A 22691-nucleotide genomic window follows, 5' to 3' on the forward strand; every position below is an offset into this window, starting at 1 on the left:
CCGGTCAATCAGGTGGTGATTCGAAGGCGCGGCAATCAGGCACCCAGTTCGCGGACCAGCGAGTCGCGGGTGATTTCGCTGATCGATTTGGCACCTGTCAGCACCATGGCCACGCGCATTTCTTTTTCGAACAGGTCCAGCAGGTTTTTCACCCCGGCTTCGCCGGCGGTAGCCAGGGCATAGAGGAATGCACGGCCGATCAACACGGTGTCGGCGCCCAGGGCGATCATGCGCACCACGTCCAGGCCGCTGCGGATGCCGGAGTCGGCGAGAATCTTAAGATCGCCCTTGACCGCGTCGGCAATCGCCGGCAAGGCGCGTGCGCTGGACAGCACGCCGTCGAGTTGGCGGCCGCCGTGGTTGGAAACGACGATGCCGTCGGCGCCGAATTTCACTGCGTCCTTGGCATCCTGCGGGTCAAGGATGCCCTTGATCACCATCGGGCCTTCCCAGAATTCACGGATCCACTCCAGGTCTTTCCAGGAAATCGATGGGTCGAAGTTGGCGCCCAGCCAGCCGATGTAGTCGGCCAGGCCCGTAGGGCTGCCGCGGTAGGCGGAGATATTGCCCAGGTCGTGCGGCTTGCCCAGCAGGCCGACATCCAGGGCCCACTGTGGATGGGTCATGGCTTGCCAGATACGGCGCAGCGGCGCATTCGGGCCGCTCATGCCGGAGTGGGCATCGCGGTAGCGCGCGCCGGGCACCGGCATGTCCACGGTAAAGACCAGGGTGGTGACGCCAGCAGCCTTGGCGCGCTCCAGAGCGTTGCGCATGAAGCCGCGGTCCTTGAGCACGTAGAGCTGGAACCACATCGGCCGGTCAATGGCCGGCGCCACTTCTTCGATCGGGCACACCGAGACTGTCGACAGGGTGAACGGAATGCCTTTGGCTGCCGCTGCCCGCGCCGCCTGGACTTCGCCGCGGCGTGCGTACATGCCAGTCAGGCCGACCGGGGCCAGGGCCACTGGCATGCTCAGGGTTTCGTTGAACAGTTGGGTCTCGAGGCTCAGCTCGGACATGTTCTTCAATACGCGCTGGCGCAGGGCGATGCCGGCCAGGTCTTCGACGTTGTGGCGCAGCGTATGCTCGGCGTAGGCACCGCCGTCGGCGTAGTGGAACAGGAAAGGCGGCAGCTTGCGTTGGGCTGCTGCGCGGTAATCGGTAGAAGCAGAAATGATCATGGGGTCTCGCAGCGTTGATTAAAGGGGAGCTGCCGGGCGCGCCACAACGCGCCCGGCCCCTGACACTTTAGTGAACCAGCATGCCGGTCAGCCAATAAGCCTGGATCAAGGTGATCAGGCCAACGATGGTGGCGAAGAACAAGCTGTGCTTGAGGGTGAAGCGGAACAGGTCCGACTCTTTGCCGACCAGGCCGGTGGCGGCGCAGGCCACGGCGATCGATTGCGGCGAGATCATCTTGCCGGTCACGCCGCCGCTGGTGTTGGCGGCTACCAGCAGGGTGTCGTTGACCCCGATCTGGTGCGCGGTGGTGGCCTGCAGCGAGCTGAACAGGGCGTTGGACGAAGTATCGGAACCGGTCAGGAACACGCCCAGCCAGCCGAGGAACGGCGAGAAGAACGGGAACGCCGCGCCAGTGCCGGCCAGCACCAGGGCCATGGTCGATGACATGCCCGAATAGTTGGTGACGAAGGCGAAGGCCAGGACCATGCCGATCGACAGGATTGGCCAGCGCAGTTCGAAGAAGGTCTCTTTCAAAGTGGTCAGACCAGTTTTGAAATTGATCTTCAGGACCAGCATCGAGATCAATGCCGAGAAGAAAATCGCGGTACCGGTGGCAGAAATCGGATCGAGCTTGAACACTGCCGGGATCGCCGTCGGGGCAGCGACGATCGGTGCGGTCTTGATCACCAGCTGGTCGAGGTGCGGTATGGCGAAGTTGAACACCCAGCTGTACATCGAACCGCCGGCGGCAAAAGCGGCCTTGAACGGCTTGAGGGTCCAGATGGTGACCAGCACGGTGAGGATCAGGAACGGCGACCAGGCCTTGAAGATCTCGCCAAAACTGTACGGCGAAGGCTGGCTGCCACCGCTCTGCACCACGGCGGCGCCAACGCTGCCGGGGGCTGCGGCGAACGAGCGCTTGGGCTGCCAGACCTTGAGGAACAGGGTCAGGGAAATCAGGCTGGCCAGGGCCGAGGTGATGTCCGGCAGTTCCGGGCCGATGAAGTTCGAGGTGAAGTACTGGGTCACGGCGAAGCTCAGGCCGGCCACCAGGGCAGCTGGCCAGGTCTCTTTGACGCCGCGCAGGCCGTCCATCATGAACACCAGCCAGAACGGCACGAACAGCGACAGCAGTGGCAGCTGGCGGCCGGTCATGGCGCCGATCTTGAACGCATCGATCCCGGTCACCTGGCCGGCGACGATGATCGGGATGCCCAGCGCGCCGAAGGCCACAGGCGCGGTGTTGGCGATCAGGCACAGGCCGGCGGCGTACAGCGGGTTGAAGCCCAGGCCCACGAGCAGGGCAGCGGTGATCGCCACCGGGGCGCCGAAACCTGCCGCACCTTCAAGAAAAGCGCCGAAGCAGAAACCGATCAACAGCACCTGCAGGCGCTGGTCATCGGTGATCGACAGCACCGAGCTGCGGATCACTTCGAACTGGCCACTCTTGACCGTCAATTTGTACAGGAATACCGCAGCGACAATGATCCAGGCAATCGGCCACAGGCCATAGGCAAAGCCGTATCCGGCGGCGGCAATTGCCATGTCGGCAGGCATCTGGAAAGCAAAGATCGCCACCAGGATCGACAGGCCCAGCGTGATGCTGCCAGCCACATGACCCTTGAGGCGGAACACCGCCAGCGCGAGGAAGAAAAACACGATCGGGATGACTGCCGCGAGCGCGGACAGGCCAAGACTACCAAGCGGACTGTAAAGCTGTTGCCAGGTTTGCATATGGGGTGGCCCCTAATTGTTGTTGGTCAGGCACTGGCATTGGATAATTGGTAAGACCAATTTACAATGTCGAGGCGCTAGGTTAAAAGCCTCGAAGTGGCTGTGTCAATTTGTCCCAGGAAACTTTTCTTGGGGTGGGTGAAGGGGAGGGGGCCTGAACGGCAGGGAAATTTGCCAACTGATTAGTGTCGGCGGGACGCGGATGCGCCAGAATAGACAGCCCCGAACGCACTCGGGATTGTGGAGAGCATGTGATGGTTTTTGATCAGGTCCGCCAACGCCGTTTGTCCGACGATATCGTCGAACGGCTGGAAGGGATGATTCTCGAAGGCACCTTGACGGCCGGTCAGCGCCTGCCCGCCGAGCGCGCGCTGGCTGAACAGTTCGGTGTTTCTCGACCGTCGCTGCGCGAAGCGATTCAGAAGCTGGTGGCCAAGGGCTTGCTGGTCAGTCGCCAGGGCGGTGGCAACTATGTGGCCGAATCACTCGGCTCGACCTTCAGCGACCCACTGCTGCAGTTGCTCGAAAGCAACCCGGAAGCGCAGCGCGACTTGCTGGAATTCCGGCATACCCTGGAGGCATCCTGCGCCTATTACGCAGCGATCCGCGCTACCGAGCCTGACCGCCTGCGACTCAAGGCGGCGTTCGATACCTTGCAGGATTGCTACGCCCGCGCAGATGAAGTGGACCGGGCCGAGGAGGGCGCAGCCGATGCGCGCTTTCACCTGGCGATCGCCGAGGCCAGCCACAACGCGGTGTTGCTGCACACCATTCGCGGCCTGTTCGACCTGCTCAAGCGCAACGTGGTGACCAACATCGGCGGCATGTACAAACAGCGCAGCGAAACCCGCGACATGCTCATCAGTCAGCACCGTGAGCTGTACCTGGCGATTGTCGAGGGGCGTGCGGAGGATGCGCGTGAAGTCTCCAGCCGGCACATCACCTACGTGCAGGAAGTGCTCGATGAAGTGCGTCAGGAAGTCCAGCGGGTGGCGCGGGCAGAACGGCGTAGCGGGCGCTAGCGGTCACGGGGCAGCGCCGCTCCTGCAGGAGCGGGCTTGCCCCGCGATGAGGGCGCTTCAGGCTGGAATCAGTCTTCTTTGCCCTTGTTGCGCACCGCGCGCTGCAACTCGCGGTCGGAATCGCGCTCGCGCTGGGTATCGCGCTTGTCGTATTCCTTCTTACCCTTGCCCAGTGCAATTTCGCACTTGATCAAGTGCTTGCTCCAATAGATCGACAAGGCCACGCAGGTGTAGCCCTTCTGCTGGACGGCCGCATGCAGGCGTTCCAGCTCTCGACGGTTGAGCAGCAGTTTGCGGGTACGTGTCGGGTCGGCGATGACGTGAGTACTGGCAGCTGTCAGCGGCGTGATGTGGCTGCCCATCAGCCAGGCCTCGCCATCCTTGAGCACCACGTAACTGTCGGTCAGGTGCGCCTTGCCGGCACGCAGACTTTTTACTTCCCAACCGGACAGGACCAATCCGGCCTCGAACTTGTGCTCGATGAAGTAATCGTGACGCGCCTTTTTATTCTGCGCGATAGTCCCTGTCGGATGTTTCTTTTGTTTAGCCATAGGGGCGGCATTATAGGCAGTCGTTGCGCTGTCGGCTACGGGGTAGCGGTGCGCTTGAGCCATTGCTGTGAATCCCGGACAATGCGCGCACTTGATGCGCTGTATTGCGCCCATCGGCATTCGGGTTGCGTTTGCCGCTCAGCTTTGGAATCGACCCCTGGATGACTACCCATATTCAACGTTCGGCACTGCTGCCATATCCCGCCCAGGCCCTGTATGACCTGGTCAATGATGTCGCGCGCTACCCGGAGTTTCTGCCCTGGTGTTCGTCCAGCACCGTGATGGAACAAAGCGACACGCACATGCGCGCGCGCCTTGAGGTGGCCAAGGGCGGGATGAGCCAGCAGTTTGTAACCAGCAATGTGTTAGTGCCGGGCCAGTCCATTGAAATGAACCTTGAAGAGGGGCCTTTTACCCAGTTGCACGGCGTCTGGGTATTCAAGCCGTTGGGCGAGAAAGCCTGCAAGATCAGCCTCGACCTGTCATTCGATTACGCCGGGCCGCTGGTGCGTGCCACTTTGGGGCCGTTGTTCAATCAGGCCGCCAACACCTTGGTCGATGCCTTCTGCCAGCGTGCCAAGCAGCTCCATGTCTGAAGCCTTGCTCACGGTCGAGGTGGTGTATGCCGTGGCCGGGCGGCAGGTGCTGCTCAGTGTTGAGGTGCCGGCGGGGACGACTATCAATGAAACGGTAAAACTGTCGGGGATCGCCGGGCACTTTCCCGAGGCCGATATTCAGGCCTGCCCGGTCGGGGTCTTTGGCCGGGTGATCGCCCATCCAGAAGAATATGAAGTCGAGGCAGGTGATCGCATCGAACTTTACCGGCCGTTGCTGGCAGACCCGAAAGAGGTGCGCAAACAGCGCGCGGCCAAGGTTGCCAGGGTCTTCAAGAAGGCCAAGCGTTAAGCAATCTTGTGCTATAGGATTTCGATTCGGGTCCAGCTTACTCTCTCCTGGCGTCGAGTTGACCTAGCATTTTTACCAGTAGCCGGTGATTTCTTATTGAGGTTAGCTGTGACGCGAAAGGCTGGAGGTATGGCCTTGAGTAGTCACATACACTTGAATGGGACTTCACCATGTCCGCATCAATAAAACTTGAACCGGTCGTTGAACTTGTCGGCGCCGAAGGCACAACCTATTACCCGATGAAACATCAGCAGGGTAATGCCGCGACGATCAAAGTTTGTTATGAGGGGCTAACTGCTGATGACATTATTCGTGTCTATTGGCAGACAGTTGATGATGAATATCAATCTATCGAGGTGTGGGTAGAGGAGCAGGGATGTGCATTGTTCCAGGTGTCGCATTATCTTCTTGGCTTGCGAATTACTGTTGCAGCACGTATTTATTGTGAAGTTGTTCGTGATGGCGAGACGTTCACTTCGCCGGTCAGCGAATACACAATCAGCCTGCGGCCCGAAGATCTGCCGGAAACCACAGTGCTGCAAATGACTGCGGAAGGGAAGCTGGACCTTTCGTTGTTGTGCTGTGAAGACCCCGATGTTTATATTGAGCCTTGGCCTTTTATCAAGGAGGGCCAGCGAGTGACTCGCTTGGCGCTAATGGGGCGTTCTGCGCAGTTCATGCTGTATGAGGGGGATCTCATTACAGTCGCTGATGTGGCGGGTGGCTGGATGAGGAAGTTGCCGCTGGATAAACTTCGGCAATTTGCTCATGGCGAGTTGGTATTTTTGCAATTAATGATTCAACTTAATCCTGACGTGTCCAGTGCGCATCAGCTCTTCCCGCTTAAAACCGTTACCCTCCTGACGGAGCCGCATCTAAGCCTCTCGCCTCCAACTGTTGTCGAAGCAACAGACTGTGGTTCAGGTGATTTTGTTCTCAACCCCGCCAATGCCGTCGAGGGTGCGACTCTCCAGGTGGCCTATGAAAACATGTGCTGCAATGACCGGGTGTGTGCCACCTGGCAGGGGACGCCGGGTGCGGGGACGCCAGAGCTTGAGTGCCAGATTGCCGGTGATTCGCAGGTTGTCAATTTTCGGATTCCCCCTCAAGCAATAAGCGCAAACTTCAACGGTAAGGTCTTCGCTGGCTACACAGTCTGGCGTGAAGGTGGAGCTTGGGAGGCGCCGCCGCTTGAGGTCCGGGTACTCGATATTGATGTATTGCCGACCCCGCGCGTGGAGCAGGCTACGGAGCAGCGGCTGGACCTGAATACGTTCTCCGGCGATGCAGATGTAGTCGTTGAACTCTGGGATTTTGCCGAGGTTGGCCAGGCCTGCTGGTTGACTGTGACGGGACAGCTTGAGAATGGCGATGAATTTATCTCCGAAGTGCTGGAGGGTGTGCCATTGACGGCGGAATGGCTAGCGAATGGCGTCAGTACACTACTGGCGCGAGATAAGCTTGAGCAACTGGCGGACTATAGTGATTTAGAGTTGCACTTCGCGGTCAATTTTGATGGAAAAGTCGACAGATCCACTGCCAGGGAGTTTCCGCTGCTGTCACTGCAAGTTGTACAGGCCGATTTGCAGCTACCCGCGCCCCAGATTGTGCAAGCGGTTGACAACACCCTGACGGTGTACAACGGTCGGGATGGCGTGACGTTGCGGGTTCGCTACGACCGTATGAGTTCGCATCACAGTATCCAGCCGTGCTGGCGGCGCGGGGACGGAAGTTGTTTGCCGATCACTGCCAAGCCTGGCAATCCTGGATCGGGTTACGTCGACTTTTTTGTGCCGCGTGAAGCGGTGATTGTGGCTAGCGGTAAAACTGTGAAGATCAGCTACACAGTTTCTCGTGATCAAAAGATACAGGTTTCAGGGGTCCTGAACTTGTTCGTCAATTGGCCTGTGCGTTTTCCGTTAATGTCTGTACGCCAGGCGACTCAAGGTTCTTTAGAATTACGCAATTTTTACGGGCATGCAGAATTAAATCTGGCGGCATGGTGGTTTATTTTGCCTGGGCAAAGAGTTTGGCTGCGTGGGCACGGCACGAGGCAGGATGGTACAAATTACAATTTTGACGTACTTTTGAATCACTCAGTAACACAGGCGCAGGTTTCTCAAGGGTTAAAAATTGTATTGCGACGGCAGCACTTGGTCGTACTGAAGTCTCTGAGTAACTTGAGATTCACCTGCAGGGTTACTCTGGATCGGAGTTCGCAAGAAAGTGCAGCTTTGGAGTTTCCATCTTTAACATTGGTGCTGCGCTCGCAGTACGAAAATATTACTACCTTTGACGGTGGAAGCTGGAATGGATGGGTGAAAGGGCCGGCTGCACAAGCGAATGACATGAGTATTAGGTATGAGGGGAGTAATGCGACGCTGTACAATAATACCCACTCGCTCTACTTGACGGGGATATTTTTGCAGAAAGAGTTCCACGGCTTGGAAGTTGGTAGGGTATATACGTTTATGATGGATATTCGACAATATGACAATATTGCACCTATTCCACAGATTTCGGTTACTGCCGATAATATGCAGGTTATTTCTCGGAGGACAGTTGCTGGTATGACTTGGCGGCAATTGAAGGGTAACTTCACTGCAACTAGGGATTATATGCACGTCCAGCTTCATTGCCATTTGGCTTCAGCGACAGGAAATGATTTTTCGATGGATAATTTGAGGTTAACTGAGCTCTAGCGCGACAAGTCTGCGTACTGAAACCACTGTAGGGCGTATGGCAAGAGAGCTGGAAGACACCTTCCAGCTCTCTCAATCTTTCATCACTGCGGCGAAGTATCCAGCGGCTCTGGCACTGGCACCGGGATGACCTCGATGGTATCGACGTCTTTCTGGATGGTGTCTTCCAGCGAGCCTGGCTTGGCAGGTTTTTCCTGCGTAGCGGGTTCGGTAGTGCCAGTCGGGCTGACGGTGGTATCGCCGCTGCCACCGAGGATTTCCTGGTCGCGGCTGACCCCCGGCATGAAGTCGCCGGACAGGCTGCTGAGCTGATCGTTCTCGTTAAAGAAAATGCTCATGCGTTCCTGCTGGCGCTCACCGCCGCCAGGCTGCAGGCTGTACAGGTAATCCCAGCGATTGGTGTGGAACGTATCCTGGATCAGCGGGTTGCCCATGATAAACCGTACTTGCCGACGGGTCATTCCGGGGCGCAATTGGTCTATCATGTCTTGCGTGACGACATTGCCCTGCTGGATGTCGATTTTGTAAACCCCGGGGAACGAGCAACCGGCGAGTGCGAGCAGTCCCACGAAGGTGAGGCTGGTTAGCAAGAGCTTGGTGTTTTGCATCGGTGGGCGACTTCCACTATCTTGGCTGGACAACGTAAACCCCGATCATACCCGTATTCAGAGAAGCTGCGAAGCAGCATCGGCGAGAAAGCTGACCATGGTTGAAAATAGCGAACTGCGCAAAGCCGGTCTCAAGGTGACACTGCCTCGAGTGAAAATTCTACAGATGCTCGACTCTACCGAGCAGCGTCACATGAGTGCTGAGGATGTCTACAAGGCGCTGATGGAGGCAGGCGAGGACGTCGGTCTGGCCACGGTTTACCGTGTTCTGACCCAGTTCGAAGCCGCAGGCCTGGTCGTGCGCCACAACTTCGATGGCGGCCACGCCGTGTTCGAGCTGGCTGACGGTGGTCACCACGACCACATGGTCAACGTCGACTCCGGCGAAGTCATCGAGTTCTTCGACAGTGAAATCGAGAAGCGCCAGAAGCAAATCGTGGAAGAGCACGGTTTCGAGCTGGTGGACCACAATCTGGTCCTGTACGTACGCAAGAAAAAGTAAGCAATTATTACATTGCTGCATATGTACTGAAGGCGACCCTGGGGTCGCCTTCGTGCTTTCTGGCTGGCAGCTTTTTATAGCTGCGCGTTTCAGGCCTTGCTGGTGACCACCATCTTACGGGCGTGGGCCAGGGATTCTTTGGTCAGGTCGATGCCGCCGAGCATGCGTGCAACCTCTTCAACGCGCTCGCGCTTGCCCAGGTTGGCCACTGCGGTGTGGGTGGCATCGCTGTCGCGCACCTTGTGCACGAACAGGTGGTGATGGCCCTGGGCTGCTACTTGAGGCAAGTGAGTGACGGTCAGCACCTGGCCGCGTTCACCCAGGCGGCGGAGCAACTGGCCGACGATCTCTGCCGTTGGCCCACCGATGCCGACGTCGACTTCGTCGAACACCAGGGTCGGGATGCGCGAGGTCTGTGCAGTAATCACCTGGATCGCCAGGCTGATCCGCGACAGCTCGCCACCGGAAGCCACCCTGGCCAGGGCCTTGAGCGGCTGCCCGGGGTTGGCGCTGACCAGCAGCTCGACCTGCTCCAGGCCCTGGGGTTGCAGTTCGTCGCTGCTGTTGGGTCGCAGCTCGATGCTGAAGCGCCCGCCCGGCATCCCCAGGCGCTGGATTTCCTGCTCCACCGCACTGGCCAGCTGGCAGGCGGCTTGCTGGCGCAGGGTGCTCAGTTCGCCGGCCTTGTCCTGGTAGTGGCGGGCATAGGCGGCCAGCTTCTCACCCAGGCGCTCGATCGATTCGTCGTTGGCGTTGAGGTTTTCCAGCTCTTCCATCAGGCGCTGCTGCAGGCCAGCCAGCTCGGTCGGGTGCACCCGGTGTTTGCGGGCGAGGGTATAGATGGTGTCGAGGCGCTCTTCGAGCTGTTGCAGGCGCGCCGGGTCGGCATCGAAGTTGTCGAGGAAGCGGTTCAGTTCGCCAACCGCTTCTTCTACCTGGATCTGCGCACTGGCGATCATGCTGGCTGCCTCGCCCAGGGCCTTGGGTGCGTTGTGCACGGCGGTCAGGCGGTTGAGGCTGGCGGTCAGGGCATTGAGCACGTTGCCCGAGTCGTTCTCGCTGCAGTGGTCGATGACCTGCCGGCAAATGCCGAACAGCGCTTCGGCGTTGGTCAGGTTCTTGTGTTCCTGTTCCAACAGTTCCAGTTCGTTCTCGCCCAGGCCAAGGTTGTCGAGTTCTTCGAGCTGGTAGCTAAGCAACTGGTGTTGCGCGCGCTGCTCGTCGCCGGAATTGGACAGGCGCTCCAGCTCCTGGCGGGTCTGGCGCCAGCGCTGGGCGGCAAGCTGGACCTGGCGGGCAAGGTCGGTGGCGCCGGCGTATTCGTCGAGCAGGCGCCGATGCGTGTCGGTTTTCAGCAGTGACTGGTGTTCGTGCTGGCTGTGGATATCGATCAGCAGCTCGCCCAGGGCCTTGAGGTCGCCGAGCGGGCAGGGCGTGCCGTTGATATAGCCGCGGCTGCGGCCTTCGGCGGTGATCACCCGGCGCAGGATGCACGGGCCGTCGCTGTCGAGGTCGCGTTCGGCCAGCCAGGTGCGCGCTTCAGGGATGTCGACCAGGTCGAAGGTGGCAAGGATATCGGCTTTGTCAGCCCCCGGGCGCACCACGCCACTGTCGGCGCGATCGCCCAGGGTCAGGCCCAGGGCGTCGAGCATGATCGATTTGCCGGCCCCGGTTTCACCGGTGATGACGCTCATCCCCCGGGCGAGCTCGAGGTCCAGGTGTTCGACGATGGCGTAATTGTGTACGGACAGGTGCACCAGCATTGGGGCGGCTCCCAGGCGTTAGGTCTGGTTATTTATACAGTGTTTTCAAATCTGCTGACAATGCTGATGTTTAGTTCAATTTGGTTATCAGGGCGCTGTTCTGATTGCGATGGGTTATGAACGAATGTATGCAACCTGGCGTGCCGGCCCTTGAACCTGGGTTTTGCGACCCCATATAGCCGGCAGACGCGCGAGTAATGCTCGCAGACCTTATTCGAGAGGAGAGATTTTATGGCTGACGAACAGCTGGATGAACAGAATCTGAACGCCGAAGCGACTGGCGAGCAAGAGCTGAACGCCCGCGTGCAGGTGCTCGAAGAGCAGCTGGCGGCGGCCCAGGATCAATCCCTGCGCACCGCCGCCGACCTGCAGAACGTGCGCCGCCGCGCCGAGCAGGACGTAGAAAAGGCGCACAAGTTTGCCCTGGAAAAATTCGCCGGTGACCTGCTGCCGGTCATCGACAGCCTTGAGCGCGGCCTGGAACTGTCCAGCCCGGACGACGAAAGCATTCGTCCGATGCGCGAAGGCATCGAGCTGACCCTGAAAATGTTCCACGACACCCTCAAGCGCTACAACCTCGAGGCCATCGACCCGCACGGCGAGCCGTTCAATGCCGAGCACCATCAGGCGATGGCCATGCAGGAAAGCGCCGAGGTCGAGCCCAACAGCGTGCTCAAGGTGTTCCAGAAGGGCTACCAGCTCAACGGTCGCCTGCTGCGCCCGGCCATGGTCGTGGTCAGCAAGGCCCCGGCAGCGGTTTCGCCGTCGATTGACGAGCAGGCTTGAAATCGTTTTCGGCGCCCCCATCTAGGTGTCAAGCATTCAAGTATTACCGCAGTTAGCCACCACTGCTGCGGCAACCAAATTCAAGTTTCGGGAGAGTTAACATGGGTAAAATCATCGGTATCGACCTGGGGACCACCAACTCCTGTGTCTCCATTCTGGAAAACGGCAACGTCAAGGTTATCGAGAACGCCGAAGGCGCTCGTACCACGCCGTCGATCATCGCCTACGCCAACGATGGCGAAATCCTGGTTGGCCAGTCGGCCAAGCGCCAGGCGGTCACCAACCCGCACAACACCCTGTACGCGGTAAAACGTCTGATCGGCCGTCGCTTCGAAGAAGAAGTGGTGCAGAAAGACATCCAGATGGTTCCGTACAAAATTGTCAAAGCTGACAACAACGACGCCTGGGTTGAAGTGAACGGCCAGAAAATGGCTCCGCCACAAATCTCGGCTGAAATCCTGAAAAAGATGAAGAAGACCGCCGAAGACTACCTCGGCGAGCCAGTGACCGAAGCGGTGATCACCGTTCCGGCCTACTTCAACGACAGCCAGCGCCAGGCCACCAAAGACGCCGGTCGTATCGCCGGTCTGGACGTCAAGCGGATCATCAACGAACCGACTGCGGCTGCGCTGGCTTACGGCATGGACAAGGCCAAGGGCGATCACACTGTGATCGTTTATGACCTGGGTGGTGGTACCTTCGACGTTTCGGTTATCGAAATCGCCGAAGTCGATGGCGAGCACCAGTTCGAAGTACTGGCTACCAACGGTGACACTTTCCTCGGTGGTGAAGACTTCGACATCCGCCTGATCGACTACCTCGTCGACGAGTTCAAGAAAGAAAGCGGCATGAACCTCAAAGGTGACCCGCTGGCCATGCAGCGCCTGAAAGAAGCCGCTGAAAAGGCCAAGATCGAGCTGTCTTCGAGCCAGATGACCGACGTCAACCTGCCGTACATCACTGCAGACGCCACCGGTCCTAAGCACCTGAACGTGAAGATCTCCCGCGCCAAGCTGGAATCGCTGGTAGAAGACCTGGTTCAGCGCACCATCGAGCCATGCCGCATCGCCATGAAAGACGCCGGTATCGACGTCAGCAAGATCGACGACGTGATCCTGGTCGGCGGTCAGACCCGTATGCCGCTGGTGCAAAAAGCTGTTACCGACTTCTTCGGCAAAGAAGCCCGTAAAGACGTCAACCCGGACGAAGCGGTTGCCATGGGTGCTGCCATCCAGGGTGCGGTACTGGCCGGTGATGTCAAGGACGTACTGCTGCTGGACGTCAGCCCGCTGACCCTGGGTATCGAAACCATGGGCGGCGTGATGACCGCGCTGATCGAGAAGAACACCACTATTCCGACCAAGAAGTCGCAAGTGTTCTCGACTGCCGATGACAACCAGGGCGCCGTGACCATTCACGTGCTGCAAGGTGAGCGTAAGCAGGCTGCGCAGAACAAATCCCTGGGCAAGTTCGACCTGGCCGACATTCCACCAGCACCACGTGGCGTGCCACAGATCGAAGTGACCTTCGACATCGACGCCAACGGCATCCTGCACGTCGGCGCCAAAGACAAGGCCACTGGCAAGACCCAGTCGATCGTGATCAAGGCCAACTCCGGCCTGTCTGATGAAGAAATTCAGCAGATGATCCGCGACGCCGAAGCGAACTCGGAAGAAGACCGCAAGTTCGAAGAGCTGGCCGCTGCCCGTAACCAGGGTGATGCACTGGTTCACTCGACTCGCAAGATGGTCGTTGATGCGGGTGACAAGGTCACTGCCGACGAGAAGACCGCGATCGAAGCTGCCGTGGTTGCCCTGGAAGCTGCCATCAAGGGCGACGACAAGGCTGCCATCGACGCTAAAGTCGAAGAGCTGTCGAAAGTATCGGCTCCGGTTGCCCAGAAGATGTACGCCGAACAGTCGGCCGAACAGCCTCAGGGCGGCGCTCAGCAAGCTGAGCCGGAAACCAAGCACGACGACGTCGTCGATGCCGAGTTTGAAGAAGTCAAAGACAACAAGTAATTGCTACAGGTTGTCGGCCAGTTGACTGTTTTTTGATGGTTGGCTGGTAGGATGTCGCCGCGCGGGGGCTTGCTCCCGCGTTGGCGTGTCTGCAATACCCGAATTTTTACAGCATCTGTCAGCCGCCCATGGGGCAGGTGAGGCGGGTGCTGGCGGCACAGCGCGGAATGCGCAGAGGTTTGCCGAACGTCCTCAAGAGTGCAAAGACTTATGGCAAAGCGTGACTATTACGAAGTTCTGGGAGTTGAGCGCGGCTCCAGTGAAGCGGACCTGAAGAAGGCCTATCGCCGTCTGGCGATGAAGCATCACCCGGACCGTAATCCTGATGACAAGGACTCGGAAGAGAAATTCAAGGAGGCCAACGAGGCTTACGAAGTGCTCTCCGATGCCAGCAAGCGTGCGGCCTATGACCAGTATGGTCATGCCGGCGTGGATCCGAGCATGGGTGGCGGCGGTGCCGGTTTCGGCGGCGCGAACTTCTCGGATATCTTTGGCGATGTGTTCAGCGATTTCTTCGGCGGCGGCCGTGGTGGTTCGCGTGGTGGCGCCCAGCGTGGCAGCGACCTGCGTTACACCCTGGAGCTGAACCTGGAAGAAGCCGTGCGCGGTACCACGGTCAACATCCGTGTGCCGACGCTGGTCAACTGCAAGCCATGTGACGGTTCCGGGGCCAAGAAAGGCTCGTCGCCGTCGACCTGCCCGACCTGTGGCGGCATTGGTCAGGTGCGCATGCAGCAGGGCTTCTTCTCGGTCCAGCAGACCTGCCCGCGCTGCCATGGCCAGGGCAAGATCATCACCGACCCGTGCGATTCGTGCCACGGGGAAGGGCGCATCGAAGAGTACAAGACCCTGTCGGTCAAGGTCCCGGCGGGCGTTGATACCGGAGACCGTATTCGTCTGTCCGGTGAAGGTGAAGCCGGTTCGCAAGGTGGCCCGACTGGCGACCTGTACGTTGTCATCAACGTGCGTGAGCACCCGATTTTCCAGCGTGATGGCAAACATCTGTACTGCGAAGTGCCGATCAGCTACACCGACGCCGCCCTGGGTGGCGAGCTGGAAGTGCCGACCCTCGATGGCCGGGTCAAGCTGAAGATTCCGGAAGGTACCCAGACCGGCAAGCAGTTCCGTCTGCGCGGCAAGGGTGTGGCGCCGGTTCGCGGTGGTGGTGCCGGTGACCTGATGTGCCGGGTTGCGGTCGAAACCCCGGTCAACCTCAGCCGTCGCCAGCGTGAGCTGCTCGAAGAGCTGCGTGATTCGCTGGAAGGCGACAGTTCCCATTCGCCGAAAGCCAATGGCTGGTTTGAAGGTGTGAAACGCTTCTTCGGCGATCTGTAAGAAGGAATAGGGCATGCGACGTATAGCGGTAATGGGCGCGGCAGGGCGCATGGGCAAGACCCTGATCGAAGCGGTGCAGCAAACCCCGGGTGCCGGGCTGACCGCGGCGATCGATCGCCCGGACAGCTCGCTGGTCGGCGCTGATGCCGGTGAGCTGGCGGCGCTGGGCCGCATTGGCGTACTGCTGTCGGACGACCTGGCCAAGGTTGCTGACGAGTTCGACGTGTTGATCGACTTCACTCACCCTTCGGTGACCCTGAAGAACCTGGCGTTCTGCCGCAAGGCAGGCAAGGCGATGATCATCGGCACCACCGGTTTCACTGCCGAAGAAAAGCAGCTGCTGGCCGAGGCGGGCAAGGACATTGCGATCGTCTTCGCCGCCAACTTCAGCGTTGGCGTCAACCTCAGCCTCAAGCTGCTGGACATGGCGGCGCGGGTGCTGGGCGATGATGTCGATATCGAGATCATCGAGGCGCACCACCGGCACAAGGTCGATGCACCGTCGGGCACCGCGCTGCGCATGGGTGAAGTGGTTGCCAATGCGCTGGGTCGAGACCTGCAGGAAGTGGCGGTGTATGGTCGTGAAGGCCAGACCGGCGCGCGTGATCGCAAGACCATTGGTTTTGCCACCGTGCGTGCTGGCGATGTGGTCGGTGATCACACCGTGCTGTTCGCTGCCGAAGGTGAGCGCCTGGAGATCACCCACAAGGCCTCCAGCCGCATGACCTTCGCCAAGGGTGCGGTACGTGCCGCGCTGTGGCTGGACGGGCGCGAGCCTGGCTTGTACGACATGCAGGACGTGCTCGACCTGCGTTGACCTGCGCTGTATCCCCTGTGGGAGCGGGCTTGACCCGCGACTGCGGTTTGTCTGTCACGCCGCAATCGCGGGTCAAGCCCGCTCCCACAAGACCCTCCCAGTGCGCCCTGTCGCATTCCTGAGCCTTTCAGGCACATCAGTGGTAGACCAAAAAAGCGTTTTTCTGTAAGCTACAGCTTTAGTGTGTCCACTAAAAGCGCGCAGATAATTCGACGAAGAAAGCGGGGTGACGTGTCTATACGTCATTCCGCTTTTTTGCAACCTGCGATCGCCCCTTCAGGCTTGATTTACGGGAGGTCTTCTTGACTAAGCCAGCCATACTCGCCCTTGCCGATGGCAGCATTTTTCGCGGTGAAGCCATTGGAGCCGACGGACAAACCGTTGGTGAGGTGGTGTTTAACACCGCAATGACCGGCTATCAGGAAATCCTGACTGACCCTTCCTATGCGCAGCAAATCGTTACCCTGACTTACCCGCACATCGGCAACACCGGCACCACGCCGGAAGACGCCGAATCCGACCGCGTCTGGTCGGCGGGCCTGGTGATTCGCGACCTGCCTCTGATTGCGAGCAACTGGCGCAACAAGCAATCCCTGCCTGATTACCTCAAGGCCAACAACGTGGTGGCGATTGCTGGTATCGATACCCGTCGCCTGACCCGCATCCTGCGTGAGAAGGGCGCGCAGAACGGCTGCATCCTCGCCGGCGACAACATCAGCGAAGAGGCTGCAATCGCCGCCGCTCGCGGTTTCCCGGGCCTGAAGGGCATGGACCTGGCGAAAGTCGTCAGCACCAAGAGCAGCTACGAATGGCGCTCCAGCGTCTGGGAGCTGAAGACCGACAGCCACGCCACAATCGAGGCGTCCGAGCTGTCTTACCACGTGGTTGCCTACGACTTCGGCGTCAAGCTGAACATCCTGCGCATGCTGGTTGCCCGCGGTTGCCGCCTGACCGTCGTGCCGGCGCAAACCCCGGCCAGCGAAGTCCTGGCGCTCAACCCTGATGGCGTGTTCCTGTCCAACGGTCCTGGCGATCCGGAGCCTTGCGACTACGCGATCCAGGCGATCAAGGACATCCTCGAAACCGAGATCCCGGTGTTCGGCATTTGCCTGGGCCACCAGTTGCTGGCCCTGGCTTCCGGTGCCAAGACCGTGAAAATGGGTCATGGTCACCACGGCGCCAACCACCCGGTCCAGGACCTGGACACCGGCGTGGTCATGATCACCAGCCAGAACCACGGCTTTGCGGTTGACGAAGCGACCCTGCCGGGCAACGTGCGCGCCATCCACAAGTCGCTGTTCGACGGTACCCTGCAGGGTATCGAGCGCACCGACAAGAGCGCGTTCAGCTTCCAGGGTCACCCTGAAGCCAGCCCGGGCCCGACCGACGTCGCGCCACTGTTCGACCGTTTCATCGATGCCATGGCCAAGCGCCGCTGAGCATCTGGCGAGAAGGCCCTGGACCGGTGCAAGCCGCGTTCAGGTGCCGCCCCCAAGATTGTTCAATGCGGCTTGCCGACTGACCTGCGGAATTGAGTGACAACCCATGCCAAAACGTACAGACATCAAAAGCATCCTGATTCTCGGCGCTGGCCCGATCGTGATCGGCCAGGCCTGCGAATTCGACTACTCCGGCGCCCAGGCCTGTAAAGCCCTGCGCGAAGAGGGCTACCGCGTCATCCTGGTGAACTCCAACCCGGCCACCATCATGACCGACCCGGCCATGGCCGACGCCACCTACATCGAGCCGATCAAGTGGCAGACCGTTGCCAAGATCATCGAGAAGGAGCGTCCTGACGCGCTGCTGCCGACCATGGGTGGCCAGACTGCCCTGAACTGCGCCCTGGACCTGGAGCGCGAAGGCGTTCTGGAAAAGTTCGGCGTAGAGATGATCGGCGCCAACGCCGACACCATCGACAAGGCTGAAGACCGTTCGCGCTTCGACACCGCCATGAAGGCCATCGGCCTTGAGTGCCCGCGTTCCGGCATCGCCCACAGCATGGAAGAGGCCAATGCGGTGCTCGAGAAGCTCGGCTTCCCGTGCATCATCCGTCCGTCCTTCACCATGGGCGGCACCGGTGGCGGCATCGCCTACAACCGTGAAGAATTCGAAGAAATCTGCGCCCGTGGTCTGGACCTGTCGCCGACCAAAGAGCTGCTGATCGACGAATCGCTGATCGGCTGGAAAGAGTACGAGATGGAAGTGGTCCGCGACAAAAAGGACAACTGCATCATCGTCTGCTCGATCGAGAACTTCGACCCGATGGGCGTGCACACCGGTGACTCGATCACCGTGGCGCCAGCACAGACCCTGACCGACAAGGAATACCAGATCATGCGCAACGCCTCGCTGGCGGTGCTGCGTGAAATCGGTGTCGAGACCGGCGGTTCCAACGTGCAGTTCGGTATCTGCCCAGACACCGGCCGCATGGTCGTGATCGAGATGAACCCGCGGGTTTCGCGTTCTTCGGCACTGGCCTCGAAAGCCACCGGCTTCCCGATCGCCAAGATCGCTGCCAAGCTGGCCGTTGGTTACACCCTCGACGAGCTGCAGAACGACATCACCGGCGGTCGTACCCCGGCGTCCTTCGAGCCGTCGATCGACTACGTCGTCACCAAGCTGCCGCGTTTCGCCTTCGAGAAATTCCCCAAGGCCGACGCCCGCCTGACCACCCAGATGAAATCCGTGGGTGAAGTCATGGCCATCGGCCGGACTTTCCAGGAGTCGCTGCAGAAAGCCCTGCGCGGTCTGGAAGTTGGCGTTTGCGGCCTGGACCCGAAAGTCGACCTGGCCAGCCCTGACGCTGCCAGCATCCTCAAGCGCGAACTGACCGTGCCGGGCGCCGAGCGTATCTGGTACGTCGCTGACGCCATGCGTTCGGGCATGACCTGCGACGAAATCTTCGCCCTGACCGGTATCGACCACTGGTTCCTGGTGCAGATGGAAGACCTGATCAAGGAAGAAGAGAAGGTCAAGACCCTGGCCCTGTCGGCGATCGACAAGGACCTGATGCTGCGTCTGAAGCGCAAGGGCTTCTCTGACCAGCGTCTGGCCAAGCTGTTGGGTATCACCGACAAAAACCTGCGCCGTCACCGCCACAAGCTGGAAGTCTTCCCGGTCTACAAGCGCGTCGACACCTGCGCCGCCGAGTTCGCCACCGACACCGCCTACCTGTACTCGACCTACGAGGAAGAGTGCGAGGCCAACCCGTCGACTCGCGACAAGATCATGATCCTGGGCGGCGGTCCTAACCGTATCGGCCAGGGTATCGAATTCGACTACTGCTGCGTGCACGCGGCACTGGCCCTGCGTGAAGACGGTTACGAGACCATCATGGTCAACTGCAACCCGGAAACCGTCTCCACCGACTACGACACCTCCGATCGCCTTTACTTCGAACCGTTGACCCTGGAAGACGTGCTGGAAGTGGTTCGCGTCGAGAAGCCCAAAGGCGTGATCGTCCATTACGGCGGCCAGACCCCGCTGAAACTGGCTCGCGCCCTGGAAGAAGCCGGCGTACCGATCATCGGTACCAGCCCGGACGCCATCGACCGCGCCGAAGACCGCGAGCGTTTCCAGCAGATGGTGCAGCGCCTGAACCTGCTGCAGCCGCCAAACGCCACTGTGCGCAGCGAAGACGAAGCCATCCGTGCTGCCGGCGTGATCGGCTACCCGCTGGTTGTGCGTCCGTCCTACGTACTGGGCGGCCGCGCCATGGAGATCGTCTACGAGCTGGACGAGCTCAAGCGCTACCTGCGTGAAGCGGTGCAAGTGTCCAACGACAGCCCGGTGCTGCTTGACCACTTCCTCAACTGCGCCATCGAGATGGACGTGGATGCGGTCTGCGACGGCACTGACGTGGTGATCGGCGCGATCATGCAGCACATCGAACAGGCCGGGGTTCACTCCGGTGACTCGGCGTGCTCGCTGCCACCGTACTCGCTGCCAGCCCATGTGCAGGACGAAGTCCGCGAACAGGTCAAGAAAATGGCCCTGGAGCTGGGCGTTGTAGGCCTGATGAACGTGCAGCTGGCCCTGCAGGGCGACAAGATCTACGTGATCGAAGTCAACCCGCGCGCCTCGCGTACCGTGCCGTTCGTCTCCAAGTGCATCGGCACCTCGCTGGCGATGATTGCCGCGCGCGTCATGGCTGGTAAATCGCTGAAGGAAATCGGTTTCACCAAGGAAATCATTCCTAACTTCTACAGCGTCAAGGAAGCGGTGTTCCCGTTCGCCAAGTTCCCGGGTGTTGACCCGATCCTCGGCCCTGAGATGAAATCCACCGGCGAAGTCATGGGTGTCGGCGACAGCTTCGGTGAAGCCTTCGCCAAGGCCCAGATGGGTGCCAGCGAAGTGCTGCCGACTGGCGGTACCGCGTTCATCAGCGTGCGTGACGACGACAAGCCACAAGTGGCTGGTGTTGCCCGCGACCTGATCGCCCTGGGTTTCGAAGTGGTTGCCACCGTCGGTACCGCCAAGGTTATCGAAGCGGCTGGCCTGAAAGTGCGTCGCGTGAACAAGGTGACCGAAGGTCGTCCGCACGTGGTCGACATGATCAAGAACGACGAAGTGTCGCTGATCATCAACACCACCGAAGGCCGTCAGTCGATCGCCGACTCCTACTCGATTCGTCGCAATGCGTTGCAGCACAAGATCTACTGCACCACCACCATTGCGGCCGGTGAAGCCATCTGCGAAGCGCTGAAATTTGGTCCGGAAAAGACCGTTCGCCGCTTGCAGGATCTGCATGCAGGACTCAAAGCATGAGCATTACCAAGTACCCGATGACCGTCCAGGGTGCTCGCGCCCTGGAGGAAGAGCACCTGTTCCTGAGCAAGACCGAGCGTCCGCGCCTGAGCCAGGCTATTGGCGAAGCCCGTGAGCTGGGCGACCTCAAGGAAAACGCCGAGTACCACGCTGCCCGTGAAGAGCAGGGTATGGTCGAGGCACGTATCCGCGATATCGAAGGCCGTCTGCAGAACTCGGTCGTGATCGACGTCACCACCATTGCCCACACCGGCAAGGTGATCTTCGGCACCACCGTGGACCTGGAAAACACCGAGACCGGTGAGCAAGTGAGCTACCAGATCGTTGGTGAGGACGAAGCCGACGTGAAGAAGGGCAAACTCTCGGTCGGTGCACCTATCGCCCGCGCCATCATTGGCAAGGAAGAGGGTGACACCGTGGTGATCAAGACGCCAAGCGGTACGGTCGAGTACGAGATTGTCGAAGTCAAACACATCTGACCGGCGCCGCGGCTTTGCCGCGGCCGCGGTGATCTGGCAACTGACCCAGGTGTTCTGGGTTGGTGGCCTGTGGATGTTGCATTTCGGGTTGCTGCCGGCGTTGGGCAAGATTGGCCTGGCGCCGCTGTTGATCGAAGATATCGGCAGCCTGATGGCATCCTTGCTGGTAGCGTTTGCGGCGTTTTGCGCAGGCGTGCAGGCACTGGTGCTGATGCAGGCTCAGGGTCTGGCCAGTTTGTGGCGGGATATGCGAGGGCAGTTGCTGTCGATGGCGATGCTGGCGTGCGTGGTGTATTTCGCCTTGCGCGTGGGCATGCCGGAAGAATTGCGCTGGCAGCTGTTCTGCTACCTGGTGCTGGGCCTGACCGGCTTGCTGCTGGTCATGCAACCCGTGCCGGGCAGGGCGCGCAAGGCGCGCCACTGACCGCGGCGAACATCACTTGTAGCGGTGGATGTTCGACAGCTGCTTGTTCGGCTGTGGGTTCTTGCGATAGATCAGCGCCTTCTTGCCGATGGTCTGTACCAGTTCGGCGCGGCCGGCCTTGCACAGGGCGGCGATTGCGGCGGCGCGTTCTTCGCGGTCTTCGGAGCGAATTTCGACCTTGATCAGTTCGTGATCGACCAGGGCGCGTTCGAGTTCGGCGATAACCCCTTCAGTCAGCCCATTGCCTGCCACAATCAGAACTGGTTTCAGATCGTGGCCAATGGATTTGTACTGTTTCTTCTGCTCGTTATTGAGCGGCATAATCTGACCCTTTGTCTGATTCTGTAAAAATGGCGGCCATTTTACCCGAGGGCCCGTGGATCCGCCCAGTTAATCACGACCCTTATCATCGAGGTGCCCAATGGCGCGTTCCAAGACAAGCCTTGGCTGGCTGAAAGAACACTTCAACGATCCTTACGTTAAAAAAGCGCAAAAGGATGGTTATCGCTCGCGTGCGAGCTATAAATTGCTGGAAATTCAGGAAAAGTACCGGATTATCCGCCCGGGCATGAGCGTCGTTGACCTCGGCGCGGCGCCCGGTGGCTGGTCGCAGGTGACCAGTCGTCTGATCGGCGGCCAGGGCCGTTTGATTGCCTCCGACATCCTCGAAATGGACAGCATTCCCGACGTTACCTTCATCCAGGGCGACTTTACCCAGGACGAAGTGCTGGCGCAGATCCTTGAGGCGGTGGGTAATTCGCACGTAGACCTTGTGATTTCCGATATGGCCCCCAATATGAGTGGTACGCCTGCCGTGGATATTCCCAAGGCCATGTTTCTCTGTGAGCTGGCCCTTGATCTGGCGACCCGGGTACTCAAGCCGGGTGGCGATTTCCTGATCAAGATTTTCCAGGGCGAAGGGTTTGACGTATACCTCAAGGACGCTCGTCAGAAATTCGACAAGGTCCAGATGCTCAAGCCTGATTCTTCGCGGGACCGCTCCCGCGAGCAGTACTTGCTGGCGCGGGGTTATCGCGGCGAGTAAGGCGTCAGGCCGGCGGCTTCCAGGGTATCCGATAGTTTTTTCCAATC

The 22691-nt window shown here is 59.7% G+C and carries 20 protein-coding genes; 14 read left to right on the forward strand and 6 right to left on the reverse strand.

The window, feature by feature from the left end; genetic code table 11:
- Positions 1 to 35 precede the first annotated feature (35 nt).
- Positions 36 to 1181, reverse strand: coding sequence for an FMN-dependent L-lactate dehydrogenase LldD (gene lldD / locus ABIE20_RS15745; RefSeq protein WP_429505810.1), 1146 nt, complete (start codon positions 1179 to 1181; stop codon positions 36 to 38).
- A gap of 67 nt (positions 1182 to 1248) precedes the next feature.
- Positions 1249 to 2916 carry a lactate permease LctP family transporter gene (locus ABIE20_RS15750; protein WP_429505811.1) on the reverse strand — a complete coding sequence of 556 codons (1668 nt, stop codon included), beginning with the start codon at positions 2914 to 2916 and terminating at the stop codon, positions 1249 to 1251.
- Between the two features lie 254 nt (positions 2917 to 3170).
- Here ABIE20_RS15750 and ABIE20_RS15755 point away from each other — a divergent pair, with 254 nt between their 5' ends.
- Entirely contained in the window at positions 3171 to 3938 is a 768-nt protein-coding gene (locus ABIE20_RS15755; RefSeq protein ID WP_045199761.1) for a GntR family transcriptional regulator, read from the forward strand.
- A gap of 68 nt (positions 3939 to 4006) precedes the next feature.
- On the opposite strand, the gene smpB is transcribed toward ABIE20_RS15755, so the two are convergent.
- A complete protein-coding gene (gene smpB, locus ABIE20_RS15760; RefSeq protein ID WP_028944546.1) occupies positions 4007 to 4489 on the reverse strand; it encodes an SsrA-binding protein SmpB in 483 nt (160 codons plus the stop codon).
- Between the two features lie 161 nt (positions 4490 to 4650).
- Between smpB and ABIE20_RS15765 the strand changes: the two genes are divergently transcribed.
- From ABIE20_RS15765 to ABIE20_RS15775, 3 genes are all read left to right on the forward strand, one after another.
- Positions 4651 to 5085, forward strand: coding sequence for a type II toxin-antitoxin system RatA family toxin (locus ABIE20_RS15765; protein WP_429505812.1), 435 nt, complete (start codon positions 4651 to 4653; stop codon positions 5083 to 5085).
- Entirely contained in the window at positions 5078 to 5395 is a 318-nt protein-coding gene (locus ABIE20_RS15770) for an RnfH family protein (RefSeq protein ID WP_429505813.1), read from the forward strand. The genes ABIE20_RS15765 and ABIE20_RS15770 overlap by 8 nt, the downstream gene beginning before the upstream one ends.
- 170 nt (positions 5396 to 5565) lie before the next feature.
- Positions 5566 to 8097, forward strand: coding sequence for a hypothetical protein (locus ABIE20_RS15775; protein ID WP_429505814.1), 2532 nt, complete (start codon positions 5566 to 5568; stop codon positions 8095 to 8097).
- Positions 8098 to 8180: 83 nt separating this feature from the next.
- Here ABIE20_RS15775 and ABIE20_RS15780 read toward each other — a convergent pair whose 3' ends face one another.
- Positions 8181 to 8705 (reverse strand): outer membrane protein assembly factor BamE, encoded by a 525-nt coding sequence (locus tag ABIE20_RS15780; protein WP_429505815.1) that lies wholly within the window; start codon positions 8703 to 8705, stop codon positions 8181 to 8183.
- 97 nt (positions 8706 to 8802) lie between these two features.
- Here ABIE20_RS15780 and fur point away from each other — a divergent pair, with 97 nt between their 5' ends.
- Entirely contained in the window at positions 8803 to 9207 is a 405-nt protein-coding gene (gene fur, locus ABIE20_RS15785; protein ID WP_045199750.1) for a ferric iron uptake transcriptional regulator, read from the forward strand.
- A gap of 89 nt (positions 9208 to 9296) precedes the next feature.
- Here fur and recN read toward each other — a convergent pair whose 3' ends face one another.
- Entirely contained in the window at positions 9297 to 10970 is a 1674-nt protein-coding gene (recN, locus tag ABIE20_RS15790; RefSeq protein ID WP_429505816.1) for a DNA repair protein RecN, read from the reverse strand.
- Positions 10971 to 11201: 231 nt separating this feature from the next.
- On the opposite strand from recN, the gene grpE reads away from it, so the two are divergent.
- The 8 genes from grpE to ABIE20_RS15830 all read left to right on the forward strand — a co-directional run bounded on the left by grpE (position 11202) and on the right by ABIE20_RS15830 (position 21599).
- Positions 11202 to 11756 carry a nucleotide exchange factor GrpE gene (gene grpE / locus ABIE20_RS15795; RefSeq protein WP_429505817.1) on the forward strand — a complete coding sequence of 185 codons (555 nt, stop codon included), beginning with the start codon at positions 11202 to 11204 and terminating at the stop codon, positions 11754 to 11756.
- Between the two features lie 101 nt (positions 11757 to 11857).
- Complete coding sequence (gene dnaK / locus ABIE20_RS15800) at positions 11858 to 13777, forward strand: molecular chaperone DnaK (protein ID WP_429505818.1); 1920 nt, start codon at positions 11858 to 11860, stop codon at positions 13775 to 13777.
- A 210-nt stretch (positions 13778 to 13987) separates the two neighbouring features.
- Positions 13988 to 15112, forward strand: coding sequence for a molecular chaperone DnaJ (gene dnaJ / locus ABIE20_RS15805; RefSeq protein ID WP_429505819.1), 1125 nt, complete (start codon positions 13988 to 13990; stop codon positions 15110 to 15112).
- 13 nt (positions 15113 to 15125) lie between these two features.
- Complete coding sequence (gene dapB, locus ABIE20_RS15810) at positions 15126 to 15929, forward strand: 4-hydroxy-tetrahydrodipicolinate reductase (RefSeq protein ID WP_429505820.1); 804 nt, start codon at positions 15126 to 15128, stop codon at positions 15927 to 15929.
- Between the two features lie 302 nt (positions 15930 to 16231).
- Positions 16232 to 17368, forward strand: a complete 1137-nt coding sequence (gene carA, locus ABIE20_RS15815; RefSeq protein WP_429505821.1) for a glutamine-hydrolyzing carbamoyl-phosphate synthase small subunit — start codon at positions 16232 to 16234, stop codon at positions 17366 to 17368.
- A 106-nt stretch (positions 17369 to 17474) separates the two neighbouring features.
- The gene (gene carB / locus ABIE20_RS15820) at positions 17475 to 20696 is read left to right on the forward strand and encodes a carbamoyl-phosphate synthase large subunit (protein WP_429505822.1); all 3222 of its coding nucleotides are present in this window, start codon (positions 17475 to 17477) and stop codon (positions 20694 to 20696) included.
- On the forward strand, positions 20693 to 21175 hold the full coding sequence (greA, locus tag ABIE20_RS15825) for a transcription elongation factor GreA (RefSeq protein WP_429505823.1): 483 nt from the start codon (positions 20693 to 20695) through the stop codon (positions 21173 to 21175). The genes carB and greA overlap by 4 nt, the downstream gene beginning before the upstream one ends.
- A 28-nt stretch (positions 21176 to 21203) precedes the next feature.
- Entirely contained in the window at positions 21204 to 21599 is a 396-nt protein-coding gene (locus tag ABIE20_RS15830) for a hypothetical protein (RefSeq protein WP_045199737.1), read from the forward strand.
- A 12-nt stretch (positions 21600 to 21611) separates the two neighbouring features.
- On the opposite strand, the gene yhbY is transcribed toward ABIE20_RS15830, so the two are convergent.
- A complete protein-coding gene (gene yhbY / locus ABIE20_RS15835; RefSeq protein WP_038998657.1) occupies positions 21612 to 21920 on the reverse strand; it encodes a ribosome assembly RNA-binding protein YhbY in 309 nt (102 codons plus the stop codon).
- A 100-nt stretch (positions 21921 to 22020) separates the two neighbouring features.
- On the opposite strand from yhbY, the gene rlmE reads away from it, so the two are divergent.
- A complete protein-coding gene (rlmE, locus tag ABIE20_RS15840; RefSeq protein ID WP_010222974.1) occupies positions 22021 to 22644 on the forward strand; it encodes a 23S rRNA (uridine(2552)-2'-O)-methyltransferase RlmE in 624 nt (207 codons plus the stop codon).
- Positions 22645 to 22691: the final 47 nt, after the last annotated feature.

Origin of the sequence: Pseudomonas sp. 2835 (genome assembly GCF_050435905.1) — a bacterium.
Classification (GTDB): domain Bacteria; phylum Pseudomonadota; class Gammaproteobacteria; order Pseudomonadales; family Pseudomonadaceae; genus Aquipseudomonas.